A 22,964-nucleotide genomic window follows, 5' to 3' on the forward strand; every position below is an offset into this window, starting at 1 on the left:
CTTGAAAAAAATGAGAAAAATAACAACATTTATCGCGTTAGCAGCAATAAGCTTTATCAGTATCGGATGTGATAGATTTTTAGATATTCAGCCGGAAGGTAAAGTGATCCCGGCCACCGTTGAAGATTACAGAAAAGTGCTTACTTCGGCCTATGCAAAATATCCGGATCACAAATCTTTATTGGCTCTTCGTACCGATGAGACGAATATAGATGAAAATACCGATGAGTTCAATGTATACCGTGAAATTGCAATGTGGAAAGATGTTAATCTTGATCCGGCAACGATGGAATTTCCATGGGTGAATTTTTATCTGATCAATTTCTATCTGAATCAGATCATTAATGAAGGTAGTAAAACCATGAAAGAATCTCCTGAAAAGCAGCAGATCATGGCGGAGGCTTATGCTTTGCGTGCTTATATCTACCTGGATATGGTGAACTTGTACGGAAAGCCTTATAACAGTGCTACAGCATCTACAGACAGGGGAGTTCCCATCAATCTGGAAATTGATCTAGAGAAGGTTTTGAAACCTTCTTCTGTACAGCAGGTCTACGATCAGGTTCATTCAGATATGGAAAAAGCAGAAGGACTTATGATAGAACAACAACAGCCGACCGGAATTAATTACCGGTTCTCCAAAGTATCACTGAAAGCTCTTCAGGCAAGAACAGCTCTTTATCAGGGAGACTGGAACAGTGCATTAAGCTATTCAGAACAGGCACTGGCTATCAAAGGAGACTTAAATAATTTAAATACTAGCAATACACCTCCTAACCATTATGCTTCGCCGGAATCTATTCTGGCACTTGAAAATGTATTTAACGGTACGGTACAGAATAAGCTGACTTTTGCTTCACAGGAACTGATCTCAAAATATAATACAGCCACAGATAAAAGATTCGGAATTTATTTTGAAAAAAATAACAGCCGGTATAAGATTATTAAAAAAGGTCATTCTGATTTTAAAGTTTCTTTCAGAACCGCAGAAATGTATTTCATCAAATCTGAAGCATTATTAAAATTAAACAGACTTCCTGAGGCTAAGGAAACTTTGCTTACCATTGTAAAAAACAGATATACTCCGGAAGGATATATTACCGTACAAAACGATATCGCTTCAATGAACCCTGCGGATTTCATGAATTTTATCCTTGATGAAAGATTCAGAGAATTTGCTGCAGAGGGACAACGCTGGTTTGATCTGAGAAGAGCAAATCAGAAAAAAATCATTCATACCATTAATGGTCAGGACTATATCCTTGAGCAAAATGACGTAAGATATACCATAGAATATCCGCGTAGTGCAAGGAAAAATAATCCTAATTTGTAACACTTCATATTAACACACCCTGAAACCGCTTGAACTTGATCGTTCTAGCGGTTTTTTTGTACTTTTGCACTGTTATGAAAATTGCCATTATAGAAGATGAATTACTGGCTGTTAATTATCTGAAAAATTTATTGGATCAGCAACGTATCGTCCCTGTTACAGAGACGGTCATTCTTCGTTCCAAAAAACAGGCAATTGATTTCTTCCAAAAAGATTCAGCAGATCTTATTTTTATGGATATTCATCTGGGAGACGGAATGAGCCTGGAAATTTTTGAACAGGTGGAGCTTTTTACCCCGGTTATTTTTATTACGGCATTTGATGAATATGCCATGAGAGTTTTCAGGCATTTTACCATAGACTATCTTCTGAAACCTTTTGAAGAAGAAGATCTCCATAAGGCATTACAGAAGTTTATCTCCATCCGGAATAATTTTGATCCGGAACCCGTCCTCAAATCCATATCCACTCTGCAGCAGGGAGATGCTGAGGTGATGAGACGTTTTATGGTAAGAGAAGGAAATAAGCTTAAATCCATAGACGAACACAGCACTGCCTATTTCTTTGCATCAGGAAAATATCTCTTCCTTACAACCGTAGATCATCAGACCTATATTTATGATGATACCATTAAAGATATTATCCAGAAATTAAATCCGCAGGTTTTCTTTAAGGTCAATCGTAAGTTTATCATTAATAAAGAATCTATTACAGAAATCATCAAACATTCCAGTCAGAAAGTAGAGTTAAAACTTTCCCCGGAGCCGGAAGTAAATGCGGAGGTTTTTATCAGCAAAAGACAGATCACGGAATGTCTGGGCTGGCTGAACAGCTAAAACCAGCCCCGGTAAAGATGTTCTGATACAAAAGCAGTTCCGTTATTGATTTTCATATTTTCAATCGGAATACATTTTTTTTGTATTTTTCCTATTTCAATTATTACAGAATTATTGATACCATGAAAATATATCTATTTGTTACCCTATTGCTGTCGGGGCTGTTATTCTCACAGAAAATCCAGCTGAAAAAAGACAAAATTGTCTTCAATGAAAAAGAAGCAGGAATCCTGAAATCTCCTTACAGAGACCATTTCGAGTTCTATACTTTGGCCAATGAAAAAATATTTGATGCGGATCTTAAAGGAGTGACTCTGGCAAAAGATCAGTTCCTCTATTATCTGGATATGAAATCTGCAGACGGCAAAACCACGCAGATCCCTTATGAAGTTTTAATTACATCATTTAAACCGGACAGGATTGTGGCCCATCAGCTAGCCGTAAAATATAATCTTTTCAATGAAAACGGCTTTAACAAAGCTGAGGTGGATAAGTTCTTCGATACGCCGAGAGAAAATTTGGCAGATAAGTACCTTAAAGCTAAAACAAATAGTATTGCCGAAGATAACGAAAGAAAAGACAGGCTTGAAAATATAAGACGTATTTACAATCCAAGATTAGGATCCAACGGTGAAATTCTCATCAATAACGGAAACTATCCGGCCAAAATAATAGGCTACGCCAGAAGCTATACCTGTGTCGGGTTTAGTAACAGCGGGCCATGTCTTGAAATAAGTGATCTCGATGGAGTGAAAGTAGCTTCCATGTATCAGACCCAGGGAATTAAAACCTACGGAGTAAGAACTTTCGATAAGAACGAATTTACTTTTACGGCAACAAGACCTTATGCACAGTCAGATTATGCCTTTGTGAATGAATTTGTTGCCAACCTTTTTATTCAGGGGTACACGCTGGAACATCAGGCATATTATAAAAATCAGGAGCTTCATCAGGCAAAAGTAAATGATGCTATCAACCGTAGTATTAATTTATATGATGTTCCCGGCTATCTGGTTGAAAAATCAGGAAAGAAAACCGAAGGAGCCATCACCATCTGGTTTGAAATGCTGGATACGGAAAGAACGGGCCAGAAACTTCCTGAAGGCGGAGCAGATCTCTTCGGACAGAGAGTCACTTTAAAAAAGCAATTACCCGGAATGAGAAGCATGGCTACAAAAATATATGATGCCGAATCAGGGGTTCATTTCTGTGTGGCTCCCAATGGAAATGAAGACTGTTATTACGGGCTGGATGTAAAAGGAGAATTCATGAAAAAACTTCAGAATTACGAAAGCCTGCATGGGAACAATTCCTATTTCTACCGATTGATTGCCAAAGAAAATAAAATCATGCTCCTTCAGGATCCCGTGGAACTTCAGAAATATGTGATCAAAACGGATATTCAGCCTAAAGGGCAAATGCTTGATAATAGATCAAATGATAAGCTTTCCGAAAAACTGGCAGACTATCTTAAAGATTGTAAAAGCCTTTCCGATCAGCTGAGAAAAGAAAGTCTGGATCTTAAAAATGAGGACAATCTGATTCAGATTATTTCCGATTATAGCAAATGTAAAAAGTAAACCTTATACCCTACTATAAAAAAAGAATCATCCGGCAACAGTTTAGCCTCTGTTGCCGGTTTTTTTTAGGTCGCTATAATTATTTCCAAAAAAAAATAATGCGTCAAGTTTTGACGTTTTGTCGTGGTACTTTTGTTTCAGAATAAAACAATGCGCTATGAAGATGAAAAAACAGATCAGTTTTATGGAATTCATCTGTCCATCACATCTTATGTCTTATCCGGGTTTTCACAAAGAATTTTGTGATAAGACTTCTTTTTTGTTATTAAAATATAACACGTCAGGTTTTGACGTTAGACTATAATAGCTTTGCTTTACAATCAAACACCAATCACAAAATATTAAAAAAATCATGGATAAACCAAGTGAAAACAGAATAAAAAAGCTTCATCCGCTAGTGAGGGAAGAAGTCATGCAAATTGTAAAAGATTGTGATGAAGCCCTTACCGGAAGAGCAAAACTGAGGATTACCCAGGGATTAAGAACCTTCAGGGAACAGGATGCACTCTATGCACAGGGAAGAACAAAAGCCGGAAAAAAAGTTACCAATGCCAAAGCCGGACAAAGCATTCATAATTACGGATTAGCGGTAGATATCTGCCTGATTATCGACGGAAAAGTGGCAAGCTGGGATACTGCCAAAGACTGGGATAATGACGGAGTAGCCGACTGGTACGAATGTGTGAAGATCTTTGCCAAACACGGCTGGGACTGGGGCGGAAACTGGAAAACCTTTAAAGACCTGTCGCACTTCGAGCGCAGATTCATCTGGAAGGGAGAGCGTAAGATCAACGCGACCTGGAGAAACTTACAGAATTTACCAAAAGATAAAGACGGATATGTAGTTTTCACTCAATAATTCCGGAATTATTTACAGTGAAAATCAATAATACAATCAACGGGAATGATTGTACAGGAAGGGGTTTGTCTTTACCGGAAAAAATAAACCTCCTTTTATTGAACAGACGGTAAAACCTGAAAATAGTTTCTGAATAATGAAATTATGGATGCAATTAAGATACATGAAGAAAAAATAATCATACATTTTAAGGAAATATACTTAAAAAATACCAGGGCTTATCATTCTTAAAAGCCTTCACAGACCTTAAGGGTTCAGACTGTATTCAGGTCTTTATTTAAGATGAATATCAGAACCGTCTTATCTTTTATTAACACCAAAAAAAATATACATGCCATACGAAATAGCAGAGGGTACACCCGATGTATCCAAAAAATATATTGGCAGAAATGTCAGCAAGGACTTGATGCCTTCATCTTCCTTTTTTATTGATGTCAATACTGGTTACACTCAAACACCAGCTAATAAATTTGGGATTATAGGACAGGGAGAAAATTCAACATTCAGAACTACATCTAAAATTTCCTATACAGGAAGTGTATTTGCTGCCTGTCAGGGATTTGTCCTTATCCAACCCAATAGTGCAGATCCCAATAAGGTAAATCTAATTTTAAAACCTTTTTCTCAACCGATTAAAGGGCTTTCAATTAAATATTTTATTTACAGGGGACTTAATAAGAACAGCTTTTTTACTCCAGACGGAAAAGTGGTTTCAACTGGAGCCCTTTCAGAATTTGTAACATTAGTCAGAAAAGATTTTACTGAATTTTACCAGAAACTCAATGTTACCGTTCCTCCTTTTTTAGCAGAATATATTGGGTATCCAAGTTCAGATCCGAATATACCGTTTAATCAGCAGCAGAAGACAACAGATTTAATCGATGATTATTTTTTTAAAGCGGCACAAATTGAAAATGGAAATGAAAACGCAAAAGAAGCATACGATTTACCCATCATCCCTCGCGGAACACATTTAGGCAATGCCACCGGACAACTGGGAATTGATGTTGTTTTGGATGAAGGAGATTACTCCCTGGAAAATGATCCCAATCCGTTCCAGCTGAACCTGGGATTTGCCAGACTGGCAGACCATGTCTTAGATCCGGCTACGGCTTCAACTGTGTTTGAAAAGAAACTTTTAAAAGAGTCCGCAGCCAATTTTATGGATATTGCGGCCTTCTACGGAATGCATGCGGAAACAAAAGGGAAAATTTATACGGCTCCGAATACTTCGATTAAAGATAAAGATGCCATCTATAATTTAATCAAAGATTTTAAAACGAGCAATACTTTTTATCTTTATATACAAAGTAACAGACAACGCTCTTATAATTATTATGGGAACTATAAAACCCCAACCGGGCTTAATATTAAAATAGGTGATGATGAGAATAGTTTGCAGACTCAAACTTTTGAAACAGAAACCTGGCCAGTGAAAATTTTTGATGCAAGCTCTTATACCAAGTATTTTCTGAGCTTATTGCATGACAAGAATTACCGGGGGAATTTATTTTTTATCGAAGTCGGAAAGCAGAAAGGGAAAAATAAAAAGAACAATTTTGCTGTTGAAGGGGACTATATCAATTTCGCCACAAATGTTCAGTTGGATTACACGTTGCCAGTTGAATTTGAAATATCAGGTATTGCTTCCATTAACAGACTTATGTATCTGGGAGCCAACGTGACCTATGCAAACAATCAGAATACTCAGTATATTCATTACGACTACATAAAAGAACTGTATCCCGTTATCAATGTCAGAAGCCGATTTAGCGGAACAGATACCGATGATTTTTCTAAAATTTCATATTACCGTAATGCCGCAATTAATTTAAGTGATTACTCTAATACACAATACCATTCTATTATTCAGAATCAGTTAATATTCTACAATGGAAAAAAAGAAGAGGCTGGGAATGTTACAGAAAAGAGAAAAGTACTACTATTGGGTAAAAAGAAAGATAACCTAGACACTGTCAATGCAAATGATGTTTTAAGTGCTTTCGGATCTGTTAATAGTTTTACTGTAAAACATAATGATAAGGATGATTATCTGAAGTTTTTGATTTTTGGTAACAGTAATTTTTCTATCTATCATAGGGAAATTACTGAAACAGAAGGGGATGTTGCATTTAAAGTTTTGAATATTAAAAAAGATAAAAGAGATGAACGTGCGTTTTTTTCGATAGGTGTTACTCATACAGAATTTCAAAACATTATGAGTGCCGTTCCTCAAAATTCAGCCAATGTAAGATACTTTTTAAAGATTGTTGCTCCAAATGTAAGAGCTGATATTCATAATATAGGATATTATAAATATTCTCTTGGAGTTTCCTATGATAGTGCTCAAGGATTAGGTGTATCATTTCCTGCTAACGAAGTGTTGATCTATGGCGACAGACTCAACTTTCTTTGTTCTAAGGAGTTTTCTGAGTATGAATGGGGGACAGTTCCGGAAGAAACAGTTCTGGATGAGTAAATTTATCAAAAACCAACAAAATATTAAAAATGAGCGATCAAAATTATAGAGCCATTAAATTATTGGAATATATAAAATACAAAACCGTTAAGAGGCAGATTGATCCCAATGTCATTGAACATCTTGGTTTCAGCGGAATGGGGGAATCAGATATTTATGTTTCAAAAGATTCTGATTTGGTAATGCCGGAAGGTTTTACAATTAATTTTAAACTAATTCGGTTCAATTGGGCAAGTACAGCTTTTGACGGAGCTGGAAATAGTATTAATGCTAGGAAAGCCCTTTACTTTGAATTCAGTAATGGAACTAATGGTTTACTGAAAGAAAATTGGTATAAAATCTTCACACGTAATGGAGTAGAATACAGAAGGTATATTTTTAATTCGAATTTTTATAAAGAGCAGGTCCAGAAAGATCCAAACGGAGTAGCCAATTGGATCAATACCTATGATAACCAGAATTATATCGAATCAAACGACGGTGGTGGAGATTTTCCAATGTCAGCGGTCATCACAATTAAGAATGATGAGGTAAACAGGGTAAGATTTGAACAGTTTATGAAGATGAGCTATACGGACTGGTCTGTATATTTTAATAATAAACTTCAGCGCTTTTTACTGAATGGTGAAGCTGGATTATTTGATTTTTATCCAACCCAGGTTATTGTAAGCCATCTTTCAAAAGGTACTGCCGGAAATGTAGATAATTCTAAACTCATTCAGGTTTTACAAAAAATTGGCCATGGATGGGGAAACAATATTGGTGAGCTTGGTGGAGAAAGAAGAACCCGGATATTACTGGATATACTTTCTCAGATAAAAACAGAAAATGCTAAAGATATTTACGATGAATTCTTTAAGACACCATCTGAAATATTTTACAACAGTATTTTAGGCTATATGGCTGAGGAATATAGAATTCAATTCATCTTAATGTTGTTAAGGCTCTTTTACAAACAAATGTCGCAACAGGATTTACAGGCTTATGAAAATAAGATTGTGAACTTACCAAATGATCATATCCTTCCATTTATAAAAGAGAATAAAGGGAATGTTTGGGGAGCTGCTACTGTAATAGATAGAGGACCTTCTCCGGAAGTAGAAACATCCGGTTCCGGTATTTTACTTAAAAGGGTCAGATTTTATACTTATACAGCAGGAGCCTTGTCGAGCAAAGAATTAATAGGTGCGGAGAATCCATTTAATCATTTACAAAATAAGACCTATGGTTTAAATGAGGTCATTGGAGCACTGGCATGTTTTGATAACCAAGAACTTGGCTTTATGCAGCTTAATGTCTATCCGATACCTGCATTTGCCTATGAAACTTTTCATAAAACCACGTCTTCATACTATAAGTTTAAAGATCTTATCAATGAATTAGCAATAAGTGCATGTATTATATTTCCATATTTTAGAATAGTTCAACTTGAAGCTGCTGCAAGTAACATTATATCATTAGTTTTTGGTGGGTTTGGTGCAGTTCTGACAGATGATTTTAAGAATTACCTAAATAATTTATCAAATACTCCTAGTGATCCTAATGGATATGGAAAAAAATTTGTACTTATGTATACTCTTTGTAGTAATTTTTGGGTAATTAAAGATCTAACGATAGTTGCCATAGAAAACGCGAAGGATTTAATTGATGTAGAAAATTTATTAAGTATCTGGGGATTATTACAAACAGCCGACAGTTTTAAGAACAGAGATCAGCAGCATGAACAGGCTTTTCAGGAAGTTATTAAAACTATGGATATAATGAAATTAAAATATGAGATTGCGAAAAAGAAAAATAAAATATAACCTAGGGTTAGCTTTATTACCATTATTGATAGTATTTTCATGTAATTCTTTAGACAAAGATGAATACAAAATTCTGAATACAGTTGTTGATATGCATATTCATCCCGAAATGGATACGGCTCGGCTTAGAGAAATGTTAAAAATGGATTATCCTGTATTCATAAAAGAATTGAATCTTGCTAAGGAAGAAATGTCAAAAAATCCACATACTTTTGCGCTTTCCGATACTATATATCCTGTCATATTACCTCCTTCTTTAAAAGAGGATCTTCATACGAAATTGTTTTTCTCTGAAATAGAGAACAGATCTGATAAGCCTATTTTAGCTGATTTTAATCAGTTGAAATTCAAAAAAAATCTGACAAGAATTCCTAAAGCTGTGAAGGGTGCTAATTATATTGGACAATTTAAGCTACACAGAGTGCTTTTTGATAAAACAAAAGAGAGAGCTTATGTACAGATTGAAACCCCTCTTAATAATTATCCTTCATTCATTGGGATTCCATTTAAAAAAGTAAAAGGAGAATGGGTTGTAGGTGATCAATAAACAGTTATTAAGCAATTAATAACGATTTATTCTCTTTAGATATTTTTTCAAATAATGATCAATCATAGGTAGAATTTACCTAAGGATGCATTCATACTGTCTAAAAACGACGTTAAAAAGTAAATGATCAAATCCTCTTTAAATATTGAAAAAATAAGGTAAGGTAAAGAGAATGTGATGATTACGACGATCCAACAAAGGGTGCAGATCATTAATGCTATGAAATCCTTTGATGGAATAAATTTCATATGCATCTATTTCTAATGATAATCATTAATTTATCAAATCTGTAAACTTAATGTTCAAGAAAGAAAATGGAAGAAAACAGATATTCGGGAATTGAATATCGTGATTGCTTTCATTATTTAATTATTGTATAGGCTTGCTTATACATACTAAACCAAATACAAAATATTTTATGCCAAACCAACCAATAAAGTATAGGTATTATCCTAGACTCTCATCCGTCATTTCCGAAAATGACATTCCAGATATCCTGGGATTCGTGAAGGATGGGATTGTTAGTTTGCTTGACCACATCTATTTTAAGGATATGCAGTCAAGTAAAAGTCCAAAAGGAGACTCAGCTTTTTACAGCTTATCTATTGTTTCAAAAAAACTTCAAATAGAAATTCCGGGTACAGAGATTGCTCTGGTACTGAACCCGGATTCTGTTGGAGGTAATTCAAATATTTCATCATTTCCTATTACTGTAGAGTATCAATGGAAAGTACTTGCATTTTTAAGAATGTTCAGTGTAGGAAACTTTTCATTTGATCCACAACAGATATTTGAAATACTACTTACCGTTCTTAATATTTCGGAAGAACAGGCAATTGAAAATTTTATAGAAATTTTTGTTACCCCTGAAAATCAGAATACAACAGCTCTACAACAGCTTGTAAAGGATTTAAATAAAGCAAATCCGGGATGGGCAACTCCCATTCCTCAACCTTCAGGCTCAACATCCATTGCAGAGGTTGTGCAGCAAATTATTTCTAAGGAAGGAAAAGAAGCTGCTATGGTAGCATTTGCTGCCTATATTCTCAGTAATAGTTCGGATTTGAGCCTGGAAAAAGTCAAAATCTTTTTCAATAAATTTCTTCCGCATGATCTTGATGAATTTATTAAAGAAGTAGTTCTGCCTAAATTCAGAGCAACACTGATGTTGTCTGCAGCGATTGAGTTTCCGAGAAGTATTTTAAAACCTGTATACCCGGCCAAACATCCATCAACACCCTTGGAATTATTACCGGAGGACAGTAATGGCGGGCCAAAAGTAAGTATTAGCTTCGGAGAAGCCTTATTCTATGCAGATACGGAAAGAGGATTCGGATATAATATGGACATGGTTCTCAATATGAGTTATCCTGCTCAGATTGGAAATACAGGATTCGTCATTGATATTCATAATCTGAAAATTGACCTTAGCAAAAAGGAAAATATTGCAGAAGCTGATGCTGATGGAAGACCCAAGGAATTCATGGGGGTCTATATGGAGTATACAGAAATTTTCCTCCCTAAAAAATGGTTTAATAAGCAGCAGACCGGACAGACCATTGGAATCTCTGCAAATCATCTTTTGATCGGAACCGGAGGGCTTTCCGGAAATATTGCAATCCGCCCAACCTACAGTACGGAGACTGTAGGAAATACTGTTGAAGTAGTGGATTATTTTGGAGATTTCTTTTCTCTCGATTATACAAATCTGTGGGTGAAACCCATGGATGGAGCCACAAGCCTGCAGATTGGCAGTAAGGCCCAATTACTCACTTATATAAACAACCTGCCTTCTCCTTCCCAACTGAAATTTGAGTATCCTCTTAAAGTGATCACATTATCAGGTGATCATAAAACTTTTAATAAAGAAGAAGATTATTTAAAGTTTATCAGCAGCCTGAAAATTGAAGATCTTCAGGATCTTAAAAAAAGAACGCTTTGGTTTAATTTAGGAAAAGATAAAGAAAAATCCTGGGAGTTAGGATTCTCTAATTTTGATATCGATTTCCATCAGGGACAAGTAGTACGTTCTTCCCTGAATGCCGGGCTGAAGATCAAGAAGTTTAAAGGGTATGAAGGAAATGGCGACTTAATTATTAATGTGGTCGGAGAATGGGAAAGCAAGGAAAACTTTAAGCTTTCCGCAGCATTCCTTCCCGATGGGCTTGCCATGAATCTGTTTGATATTCTTAAGTTTAAGCTTCAGAGAATCGAGATCGGTAAGAAAGACGATAACTTCTATATTGAAGCAGATACAGCCATTACTTTCCCGAAAGATACATTTGGAGAAAAACTATTTGGAGAGCAGGGAATCGACCTTCCTTCGGTACGCTATTATGCCAGTGGTAAATTCGAACTGGGAGGCGGAAACTCAATTATTCCTGTTAATCTGAATCTGAACATCGGCCCTGTGACGATGGGGGTATCAGCTATTCATATCGGAACCGTACAGAAAATGTTCAAAGGCGTGATGCGTCAGTACAACTACATCGGATTTGATGGTGGAATCAATGTAAACCCACTAGGAATCGATGTCAGAGGAAACGGAGTGAAATACTACTATACCAATGATAACGACGAACACGATGGAGTTAAAGATCATTATTTCCATATCTCAACGCTAGAAATTGACTTGATGATTCCGGGAACAGCAAGTGCAGAATCTGCATTAGCAATCATTAAAGGATCCTTAACGATTCCAGAACCTGGAGTTTCTACGGAATACAGAGGAAAAGTATCTCTTCAGCTTCCGAAAATGAAAATTTACGGATCTGCTGAAATGGCTTTTGACCCTAAATATCCGGGGTTCTTTATCGATGCGAATGTGGAGTTCCCATTTGTCATTCCGTTAGGATCTTTTGGGATCTTCGGATTCAGAGGATTGCTCGGGTATCGTTATGTGGCTCATAAAAAGGCCCTCGGAATGAATGATAATGATACATGGTATGACTACTATGTTCATCCGGAACGAGGAATTCATATGGATAAATTCATCGGGCCTCAGTTTACGAAGGATATGGACTTCCCTTTCTCTATTGGAGCAGGAGCTTCACTGGCAACCTTAGACGGACGTTTAGCCTCACTTCGTGCGATGGTATTATTGTCTGTACCAAGTATGTTTGCTATTGATGCCGGTTTAACCATTATCAGTGAACGTCTTGGCCTTGCAGAAGATGATCCTAGAATTCCGCCATTCTATGCATTCGTTATTGTCAGCAGTGATTCCCTGGAAATCGGAGCCGGAGGTAACTTCCAGCTAAACAGGAAAAACGGTTCGTTTATCGATATTAAAGCTGAAGTTCAGATGGGATTCTTCTTCAAGAATCAGCGTCCTTGGTATGTGAATTTCGGTACTAAAGAAAAACCGATTACAGCCGCTTTATTTAAAGACTCCATCAATATCAAAGCGCAGGCCTATCTGATGATTGCCGGAAAGGGTATTGAAGCGGGAGCAAGGGTAGATTTCAACCTGAATCTTCTCATTCTGAAAGTTTGGGCAGCCATTGAAGTAGGAACTAAAATCAGCTTTGAACGTCCTCAGGTAGGTGGTTACGTCTATGTGGAAGGAGGTGCGGAAATTAACTTGTTTATCATTAAGGTTTCCCTGTTTATTTCCATTTATTTCAGAGTTGAACTGGTGAAACCGTTCCTGATCCTTGCTGAATTTAAGCTTGAATTGAAAATTAAGGTATTCTTCGTTAAGGTTAAATTTAAAATTCATTTAACGATTAAATGGGAGAAAAACGATCAGGTAGATACTGATCCGGTACCTCCTATTACTTTTGTCTCTGATACCGATGAGGCCGATTATCCGAAAGTAGCCAGACTAGAAAGTGCTATTAAGGGAGTAAATATGCTTACCAATGAGGAGTTTATCCTTAAATCAGTGGGCGTCAATAATCTTCCACTTCCAAGTCTTGTAAGGAATAATAAAGAAGTAAATTATATTCCACTGGATACTTATGTGGATTTCAAAGTTGAAAAAGGAATGATTCCGACAACCTTTGTAGGTAAGAAAATTGGAGGACATACCAGTGGTGCAAGCGGATATACAGATCTGATACCCCCTGAGAAAACACAGCCGGGAGGTCACGTGATCAGACAGGTGAAACACCAGTATTCCCTGGAAGATGTACGTATTTTGATTGCTCAGGGCGAAAACTGGGTAGAATATAACCCTTACCGAGGAGTAGTATCTCAATCGCAGGCGAACAGCATCCCGGATATAGATAACTTTAAAATCGGTTTCTGGCAGAAAACCAACGAGAAATATGATACAATCAGGCTTCTAGCATCTACACCTTTCACATTCCTGGATGGCGGTCAGCCGGGTTGGTTCATTCCTGAACAGTACGGAATTACAGCATCTTCGTTATTCTGTACAGATCATGTACCGGTATGGCATCAATCCAATGTACTGGATAAACCGGCAGGAACAATGTATTATCAGCCAACTATGTATCCTAACGAATACATTAACGGAGCTTATTATAATATTCTTGGAACTACTACCAATGATGACTATATGACGGTTTCCAATGCTTCCAACCCACATGGTTTTGCAAAATCACTGAAGATTACCAATGGAAATACAATGGTAGTTCTTCTTCCGGAAGCTTCAGCGAAACTAAAATTAAAACTTTCCACACTGGCAAGCAGTGTGAAGATCAAACTTTATAAAGAAGTATTCTCCAATGCTATTTATCAGAATTATGAACTGATCACGGAAGTGGATAAAACAAAAGCTGAGCTTGCTACAGAATTGAAATTCGAAGAAGCAGACCTGTTTAATAAATATGTCAGCAAAATCGAGATCATTCCTTATCATGAAAACCAGGCAGTCATTGATGATATTAATACAATGATTGATCAGATCTGGTTAAATGCCACAGCCAATACAACCGGAGAAGTAGGTTCAGTCATTCTTTCACCAGATGAGCAGAATCTTTATAATGAACTGCTTGACAAACTTGAAAAAATGAAACAGGGAGGCTGTACGACTTCTCAATGTAATGAGCTGGATTTTGAAGTGATGGAGACCATCAATAACTATAACGGATTATTCGGTTCAGGTATTGTAAACTTTAATTTTTCAACAGTAGTGAATAACTGGCAGGAGTTTGAAAACCTGTATATGCAGGTCAATAATGGAGAACCTGCTCCATATATGGATTTTAACACGCATTCCGTGATCTTCCTGTATTTGCCAAACAATCATTTTAATACATTCATCGAAAGAAATAGTGTTATTTCCAAGATCTCCGAAAAAGCTGACGGTATCGATATCTGCTACTCAAGTGATTATCCTAAAGAACCGACGAACAAAGCGGTCATTATTAAAGTAAGCAAAGTGAATCAGAAGCCGATCGGACTGAAATTTACACCAGCTTGCGGATGTGATGACAAAGTGGAACCATGTAAAAAAGATACACAGCTTTGCGATTTCCTCAGCAAAATTTCAGCAAGTCTGTATAGCTGTGTGAACTATAATCTTAAACTGTATGACAACTGGAAATGTTTCCTAGGTCTTATGGATGCAATCTATAGTTTTGATAGAGCATATCCTGAATATAATCTGATCAGCGGTAAAGGATTGATCAGTAGTCTTATGAAAGATCTGGAGAATTATCCGAATACAGACGGAGCCACTCTGCAGGGCGCATTGGATATTGTGAAAAAAATCTTTGATACCATTTATGAAATCGGAAACTGCGGATGTACAGGTGTAGTAGCAGATACGGTAACAAACTGTTATACATTATTACATCAGGTTTCATGGATGACGGTTACTGATTATGAATATGAGCAGACTATTCCGGCACAACAGGCAGTACAGCAGGATATGCAGTTGATGCTTGATGCCATGTCACAAGTTGTTCAGCCGATCTGGAGACCTAATGCAACGTATTGTATTCACATTAAAACGAGAGATACGGTAAACGGAGATTCACCAACTGACTTTAATTATTATTTCGCTTTCAAAACTGCCGGTCCTATCGGGCATTTTGAACAGACATATCCGGATTATATCGACTGGATCAGGGATGATAAAGGAGTGCCTGTTGTTCCTCCTAAAAAGAAAAATAAAGAAGAATACCCGATCACATCTCTTAAATCATATATCGATATGAAGAGATCATATCCTAATGCAAATGGAGATCTTCTGATGTCAAAACCATTATTCTACGGACATGAAGAATGTGAAATTCACCTATTCTTTAACAAGCCTTATGTTTATAACATGCTTAAGAATTGGGAACCCGGACAAGGTCTTGGCCTGATCAAAGGAGAAATGAATATCATGATCAAAGATCCTGTAACCAATGTTGTTATTCCGTATCCGTTACCTGAACACTGGACTCATGAAACAGTTCCTGAAACCATTGTGGAATGGGTAGGTGATAATGATCCAAACTTACCTTTAGGAATTCAGCAGATGATGAACTACGTGAATTATGTGAATTCTTCCAACAGTACATTAAACTGTAGCATTAAGTTAGGCAAAGCCGTAAAACCGAAAGCCAACAGCTATTCTGTAGTATTGGATAACCTGAATCCGGAAAAGCTTTATACAGCTATTGTATCCAATGCATTTGACAGTAATGAAAGCGGTCAGTTTGCACCTTATACAATTTCACCGGATAGAGTTTATGAAGAAAACCCTTCAGTACATGAATTTGTATTTAAGACTTCAAGATATATGAACTTTAAAGAACAGGTGGAGAGTTACAAACTGAAAGAATATGATGATCATAATGTAATCATTGGAGAGAAAAATGCCGTATATCAGTTGAATACAAACTTTACTCAGCAAAAAATTGATGATCTGTATACATTGGTATCAGAAGGTGTTGAAAATACCCATCTGAAAGGTCTTGCCAATACCTACTCAGAAGTCTTTGACCGTGCTTTTGAAGGGGTAATGGGCCTAAAACCGCTTGATCCGCCAACGAATACAGAATTTGTGAAGATTATTGATACCGCTACGAAAAATGTAGTAGCAATACTGGTCAGAAACCCTGAACCTTTCAATGATCCGAGAATTCCTCTTACAGATATGAAAAATTGCTTTGAGGTGCTCAACCAAGCCGGGGTAGAGGATATTCAATTCAGGGTATTATACTCAAAAGATTATTCCCAGTTCCTGGTGATGCATGAAAGCAAAAAAATTACCAATTCAAAATTAAACTGCAGATTCAGATATAAATCTTGGAACGGCCAGGCCTACAAGGAAAAATCTGTTGTTGTAAATGAAATCCAATTATAAAATAAAATTAAAAAATGAGTTTTTTTAAATACCATAACTATAATACTGTTTCCAGTTCAGTAATTAACTTTACATTTCATCAGAATGGAAATACATTTAATGTAGGGAGCGTAGATCGTTCAGCATCTATGACCGTACTTGATGTTAATGGAGGGCTTATCTTGAACAAAATTTACAGTTTCCGCGATAAGCTGATTACTTGCAGTAAGATTATGCCTTTGAAGAGCGATTATATGCTCCTGGGTTTTGAAAATTCTACAATTCCCTTCCTGATGCTGGTTTCAGCGGACGGAAGTGTAAAATGGTACAAAAGTTTCCCTGACGCAAACGTCAGGGGGCGTTTGTACGCCACTACTTATGAGGATCGTGTTTTTGTAACGTATTATGACGTCAAACTGACCACATCCTATATCATTGCTGTTGATCAGAATGCCAGAGTTCTCTCAAAGAAAGAGATTGCAGTGGGAGGAGCTGTAGAGAATCCTTTTGAAGTAACGGGAATAACGATGTATGGAAGAATGCTGGCGCTGTGCGGAAACCATACGGTGAAATCACAGGTAATCGGAGCTTTTCTTACCGCGGATTTGAATCTTAATCTTTCTGACTCAAGATATACCTACACCGCAGGTGGTGGCACTCCAATGTCACTGGATGGAATCTATTATGCCAATAATAAGTTGTTTGTTTCGGGATTGTGGAATCAACTGCCGATGCTGATGCTTGCTTATGAACAGTTGGGTATCTCTTATCGTGAAAACTACAATAAAGCACCGAAATATGTTTTCGGAGACAATTTTTTTCTGATCTATAACAATCAGAATGAAATTATCAAATCTGACTATGGCTTCAACCACGAATACATGAAGCGTATGGATGTCAAGTCATTTTCCATTGACCAGATTTATAAAGATGAGGTAGTACTTCACGGAATTGACGGTGAAAGACACTTTTCAGGATTTTTCGGAAATCAGTTCGACAACTGTAAAACAACGCCTTTACAACCGTGGAGAATTTCTTATTTTGAACAAATGCCTGAAGTAGCAGGATTTAAGTTAAACGAAGTACCTTATAAAGAATACACCCCAAAACCGGCAAGTTCAAATTTTGGATATAAAAATGAAGGCGTTTGTGATACGGGAGGTTCAACGATAGATTTTAATGATTTATCAGGGCTTCAGACCCCTAATTTTTATGTACAGGCTGCCGGTTCAAAAGGAGAAGACAGTACAAAAGGAATCCATTTAAGGTGGTCATTGGGTGGAAAGCTGGGAGAAAATCATTTACCGAAAGGAAATGATGCTTCTACTTCTTATAACTTCAACAAACCTAATGACTTCGTAAAGCTTTACAGAACACCTTATGTGAAGTCTGTATTTTCACTGGATTTTTCGGTAGCTCCACAAATGGTGGACGACAGCCAGAAAATGTGGGTGTATAAATTTAACAATAATACAAGGCTGATCTATGTTTATTTTAAAAACAAAAATGTATATACGCAGGTAAGACAAATCTATAACCCGCTTACACAGCCACTTAAATTTATTGAAAAATACGGCAGTGAGCTGATTGAAGTACAATCTAAAACAGATTTGTTTTTTGCAGCTTCTTTAAAGCTAAATGATGTACAGGGCTACACAAACCTGCAGCTGGAAGCTCTATCTGTAACCGATAATAACTCTGTTTCACAGCAGCATCTTACTTACAGAAAAGAATTCTACGGACTTGAAGCAGGTTCCAATTATTTTAATGCTGAAAACGGAAAAACAATTCGTTTTAAGGCAATTACCGGTTTTGTTACGGCGGTTAATTTTGAGTTTTATTCAGATTTTATCATCAATACCAACCAGTCTCAGGCCTGGAAATTAATGGGAGAGTTTTCTCTGACATCCGATACTAACGAAGTGTTCAACAGACTGGATCCTCTTCCGGATTCCAATCCTGTACATGGAGCATGGCTTAGATATAATGATAAAGCTTTTGTCAATACTGAGAATTATAAAGCAAAATGGGAACACGCATCGCAAGGTCCACTAGACAGGGATATTCTTACCGTTGTCAAAAATTATGTGAGTTTAAGTAATGCTCAGCAGAATCCAAAAGCAAACGAAACCCTTGATCTTAACCTTGGAGCAGGACAGAATGACCCTAATGTTGTCATCAGTACAGATCCTGTACAGGATGGGCAGACGGAAGTTTCCAACCTGGACATTCTGAATATTGCATCTCTGGATTATCACGTAGCAAGGATGTTAGGATTAGGCTACCTGGATATTAATACTGATGTTGAAGGAAAAGAATTCATTTACATTGCAGAGTATTTTACAAATAAAAACCTGGATATTAACAGTTCTGATAAAACTTACCAGCTATTATCCATGTCATTACCGGTGTCAACGGAAATTGAAAGATTGTCACTTCCTGTAGATCTTCTTAAACTTGCAAAAGGAATGGAAGGAACCAATCCTAATTCTGCTAATCTGTATAACAGTGAAGGATATTCTCATGATGGTAAATACAGATATATCAGTATCTATAATAATCAGATTCCAGACTTTCAGGTAAACCCAACGTTCTTTGATTCCAGTTATAAGTTTGATGCGTCTTCATTCACCAACCCAGTATATGCCGGACTTGAATCCAGACTGGTAAAACCGGGGGAAGCAGACAGCTATATCTGGACAAAACCTGAATTATGCCATGATCCTCAATACCTGAATATAGATTCTGCAAGTGATTCTTTTGAAACACTTCCGATTCAGATTCCGGATGGCTATACTCCGCTGTATATGCATAGACAGGATAAAAGCGGAACATATTTTTACAAAGGATATGGAATCAACTGGTTCTCAAGAGCTCAAAATGGAGAAAAAGAACTTTCAATTGATACCGATATCAAACCTGCCAACAGACTGTTGCCTCCTTCGGGAACCAATGCATTTAATATTCAGAAAGAATATCCGTTGACATTTACCACTCAAAATGAACAGGAACGTTTAAAAGCAATTACGGATGATGATAAAACATTGGTAAGGCTTGCCTATGATTATCATATTTATCAGGATATGATTGGGTACTCAATCCCGTTTGATTCTGCAATTTCAACCAGTACTTATGTACAGGATCCTGAAAGCTTGTTCCCTGATAATAAAGAAGTCTTTGCAGATGATGTGGAAATATTCTACAGAAATTATACCCCTAAGATTATTTCTGCTCAGGCTTACGAGGTTCTGCCTCACACGAATCAACTGATGGCAATCATTAAAACCAGAAATTATTCGGTTCCGGGATCAGGTGCTCAGAACAATGGGGTTACACAACCTTCAATCCCGACACAGACCTTAAAATCTGAAATTCCTGCAGGAACTACAGTAAGCGATTATATCGGCGGAATTTTCCTGATGGATTCTGACAGCTATATCATCAACGGAATCGATCAGACTCCGACAGGTCTTCATTTTACCGTATTTAAAAAAGCGGCCAGTGAAGCTATAATCGCAGGGACAACTCCATTGATTGATCAGACAAGCTTAACATTGCCTGTCATTAATCCTGCTACAGAAGGAGTATTCAATGTTACAGAAAATATGCAGAATACTCCAACATGGGGTGTTAAAAATCCGAATTCACTAAAGGTGAAAATCGGTACTAATGATTGGACCGTTCACAGAGAAGTTATTGAAACTCCATTAGCTAATGGAGGAACACAAAGATACCTTGAAAAGAGCAGAGGGTTCTGGAAAACAGCCAGAGTCAACAAACATTTTGAAGAACTTACCGTCTACCAGAACAGCCAGGGAACAGTAATCGACTATCCGAATAAACCTCTTGTACATAAAGGTGTTTATAAAATTACATTCCCAGGATTTAAAATGGCCCAGCATTCACAGTTTAATGCCGGATCTCATTCTGTAGAATGGCAGAATGGTATTGTAAGAATGTTCACCAACAAAGATTATAATAATGGAAATCCTGTAGAAGGAAGATCGGTTTTCAAAATTGTGAGAACAGAAAATATTGGGACCAATAATGATCTGGTACTGTACATCTATGATGAGAATTTTATTATTGAAGAAGATGCTAATCATCAGCCTGAGTTCCAGGTGCCAAGCGGAGTTTATTCAGTGAAAGATTCTGACCCTGTCGTAGGAACAGATCTTATGATCAATTATTACCCTTCTTATAAAGTACTCCTTTATAAAAATATAGCCAATAACCTGACTCAGGATGCCATTTTGCCGGGAGATGATGAAGACGTAAGATATTCGGTATTCGGATTACGAAGTGTAGATAATGATACCCTGGATATGCAAGGTGCTAAATACAAGTCAAAATTTGGAGTTCTGGCTATAATGTTTGCCAATAAAATTATTGCTCCTAAACAGCCTAAACAGCCTACAGGATCAAAATACGCAACCAGACCCGATAAATTTGGTAAGTCTACGTACAGCTTTATTACCGAATATACCCATAAGCCATATTCTGTACAGTTTTTCAGAGCTAACAACGCTTTGTTGATGGGAGCATTATACCGTCCGGGTACTGTTCGGGAAATTATGGCAAGACTGAACGAATTGGGAGGCACAGATGAAGTATTCTTTAATGACCGTTGGATCAATTTTATGGATTTCGATATGCTAACCAACCCCGTAAGCACAGAATATACTGAGTTTCCGGATGTAGGAGAACTGAGATATACGATGCCGATTCCGGATAGTGAAGATTTCTTGCTTGCCATTAATGCCTTTATTAAAGCACATAATGATCATTTTAAACTGACTTTGGGACAGAATCCGTATTCTCAGCCACTGGATGAAACAAAATGGAAAAATGGTGAATATCTGATCAACCAGATTGTTATTAAGGCAGTTCCGAATCAGGCTGATGAATTGCGTCTCGGACATTTTATTAAAGAAAGGATTTTCAATTGCTTCCTGCCTTTAACAGAGGTTCCGATGATCTATCAGCACATCAAAAATATGGACTACTCAAGTATGTTAGGACACAGGCCGAAAAATAAAAAGCAGAATATCCGTGATGCTTCAGGATACTTATTACCTCCTACTCATCAGGATTTTGATATGGCTCCTATGGCTGCGATATACAGTTCATCACCCAATCATTCAACATTGTTCACGGATTTCACACTGGATGGTGCTTCCGATAACTTCTACTTCTACGGAGTAAGGGAATTAGGAAATCAGATGCAGATGGGAGAATTCAGTACTTTCCTGGGACCGATTAAGCTGGTCAACACAAATCCGGCCGAACCACCTAAGATTTTAAGTTTACTGCCGATCGTAGAGAATGTATCCTTAGGAATTTCTACAAAAGTAAGAATTGAGGTCAATTCTTATACAGATGTACATAAAATCAATACAATTTCGGTTTACAGATCAACCAATAGACTGGATGCCGAATCAATCTTAAGTATGAAACACATTAAAACTGTTAATATTGCGGATGTGGAGATTGATACGGCCAATAATTCATGGGTAGTTTACGATGAGTTTGAAGATATGGATGATAAGCCTTATGGTGATGCTCTTTTCTACAGAGTGGTAGTTTCGAGAAAAGTAGAATACAATACAATGGATTACGCTGTCACACCTCCTGCATCACAGGTTGTTGAAGAGGAAGCGCCTTCATTGCCATCGAAAATTACAGTATCTACATTGGTGGAAAATTACAATCCTCCGACACCTGTATTGAGCTATCATTCCGAACCGGTAACTTCCGATGTTATCAACTGGGTGATTTTATCCTGGGAGCAGGTATGTTATAAAGGTAAATATCATCTTTATAAAATGAGCCCTTCAGGGAACTGGAAAGAGATGGCCAGAATTGATACCGATGGGAAAGATATTTCAAAAGCCAATCTGTATGTATTTGCTAATAACCCTACTACCAACACTGATGAATGGTTATTTAAAGAAACATTTGATATGACCGGAAATGAGTTTTTCCTTCCTGTAGAAAAATTAGGAATGGATCCTATGAAAATTAAAGATTCAGACGGAAATATGCTCTACCATCACTTTAAAATAGTAGCTCAGAATACATCTAATATGCTAAGTACCGAAGAAAAAATTCTTACCATCTATAAAGAAGAAACATGGACGGATATCGGAGGAATCTCTCATGACGGAACAGACGGAATGATCGTACAGGGTACTTTCATTGTAAGACCTTAATTCAATTTTTATAACAATTAATTAAACTGAACAGTTCCTCCTTACCGGAAGGGAAAGGGGGAACTTA

9 protein-coding genes are annotated in these 22,964 nt (G+C 37.0%); all 9 read left to right on the forward strand.

The genetic code is table 11. The annotated features are described in order from the left end of the window. The first annotated feature begins 10 nt into the window (after positions 1–10). The 9 genes from JO178_RS21390 to JO178_RS21430 all read left to right on the forward strand — a co-directional run bounded on the left by JO178_RS21390 (position 11) and on the right by JO178_RS21430 (position 22,897). Positions 11–1,333, forward strand: coding sequence for a RagB/SusD family nutrient uptake outer membrane protein (locus JO178_RS21390; RefSeq protein ID WP_291940363.1), 1,323 nt, complete (start codon positions 11–13; stop codon positions 1,331–1,333). 74 nt (positions 1,334–1,407) lie between these two features. Then, positions 1,408–2,169 carry a LytTR family DNA-binding domain-containing protein gene (locus JO178_RS21395; protein WP_291940366.1) on the forward strand — a complete coding sequence of 254 codons (762 nt, stop codon included), beginning with the start codon at positions 1,408–1,410 and terminating at the stop codon, positions 2,167–2,169. 122 nt (positions 2,170–2,291) lie between these two features. Further along, the gene (locus JO178_RS21400) at positions 2,292–3,749 is read left to right on the forward strand and encodes a hypothetical protein (RefSeq protein ID WP_291940367.1); all 1,458 of its coding nucleotides are present in this window, start codon (positions 2,292–2,294) and stop codon (positions 3,747–3,749) included. Positions 3,750–4,101: 352 nt separating this feature from the next. After that, positions 4,102–4,608 carry a M15 family metallopeptidase gene (locus JO178_RS21405; RefSeq protein WP_291940368.1) on the forward strand — a complete coding sequence of 169 codons (507 nt, stop codon included), beginning with the start codon at positions 4,102–4,104 and terminating at the stop codon, positions 4,606–4,608. Between the two features lie 331 nt (positions 4,609–4,939). Then, positions 4,940–7,087 carry a hypothetical protein gene (locus tag JO178_RS21410; RefSeq protein WP_291940371.1) on the forward strand — a complete coding sequence of 716 codons (2,148 nt, stop codon included), beginning with the start codon at positions 4,940–4,942 and terminating at the stop codon, positions 7,085–7,087. 29 nt (positions 7,088–7,116) lie between these two features. After that, on the forward strand, positions 7,117–8,892 hold the full coding sequence (locus JO178_RS21415) for a hypothetical protein (RefSeq protein WP_291940373.1): 1,776 nt from the start codon (positions 7,117–7,119) through the stop codon (positions 8,890–8,892). Next, positions 8,861–9,439 carry a hypothetical protein gene (locus tag JO178_RS21420; RefSeq protein ID WP_291940375.1) on the forward strand — a complete coding sequence of 193 codons (579 nt, stop codon included), beginning with the start codon at positions 8,861–8,863 and terminating at the stop codon, positions 9,437–9,439. The genes JO178_RS21415 and JO178_RS21420 overlap by 32 nt, the downstream gene beginning before the upstream one ends. A gap of 418 nt (positions 9,440–9,857) precedes the next feature. Next, positions 9,858–16,706, forward strand: a complete 6,849-nt coding sequence (locus JO178_RS21425; protein WP_291940377.1) for a hypothetical protein — start codon at positions 9,858–9,860, stop codon at positions 16,704–16,706. 14 nt (positions 16,707–16,720) lie between these two features. Then, positions 16,721–22,897 carry a hypothetical protein gene (locus JO178_RS21430; protein WP_291940380.1) on the forward strand — a complete coding sequence of 2,059 codons (6,177 nt, stop codon included), beginning with the start codon at positions 16,721–16,723 and terminating at the stop codon, positions 22,895–22,897. Positions 22,898–22,964 lie beyond the last annotated feature (67 nt).

The organism is Chryseobacterium sp. (assembly GCF_019236175.1).
In the GTDB taxonomy this organism is placed as follows: domain Bacteria; phylum Bacteroidota; class Bacteroidia; order Flavobacteriales; family Weeksellaceae; genus Chryseobacterium.

Excerpts from the sequence above, each read along its gene's own strand:
- JO178_RS21405 (WP_291940368.1), top strand. The coding sequence starts at position 4,102 with ATGGATAAACCAAGTGAAAACAGAATAAAAAAGCTTCATCCGCTAGTG.
- JO178_RS21390 (WP_291940363.1), top strand. The coding sequence starts at position 11 with ATGAGAAAAATAACAACATTTATCGCGTTAGCAGCAATAAGCTTTATC.
- JO178_RS21415 (WP_291940373.1), top strand. The coding sequence starts at position 7,117 with ATGAGCGATCAAAATTATAGAGCCATTAAATTATTGGAATATATAAAA.
- JO178_RS21420 (WP_291940375.1), top strand. The coding sequence starts at position 8,861 with ATGAGATTGCGAAAAAGAAAAATAAAATATAACCTAGGGTTAGCTTTA.
- JO178_RS21430 (WP_291940380.1), top strand. The coding sequence starts at position 16,721 with ATGAGTTTTTTTAAATACCATAACTATAATACTGTTTCCAGTTCAGTA.
- JO178_RS21395 (WP_291940366.1), top strand. The coding sequence starts at position 1,408 with ATGAAAATTGCCATTATAGAAGATGAATTACTGGCTGTTAATTATCTG.
- JO178_RS21410 (WP_291940371.1), top strand. The coding sequence starts at position 4,940 with ATGCCATACGAAATAGCAGAGGGTACACCCGATGTATCCAAAAAATAT.
- JO178_RS21425 (WP_291940377.1), top strand. The coding sequence starts at position 9,858 with ATGCCAAACCAACCAATAAAGTATAGGTATTATCCTAGACTCTCATCC.
- JO178_RS21400 (WP_291940367.1), top strand. The coding sequence starts at position 2,292 with ATGAAAATATATCTATTTGTTACCCTATTGCTGTCGGGGCTGTTATTC.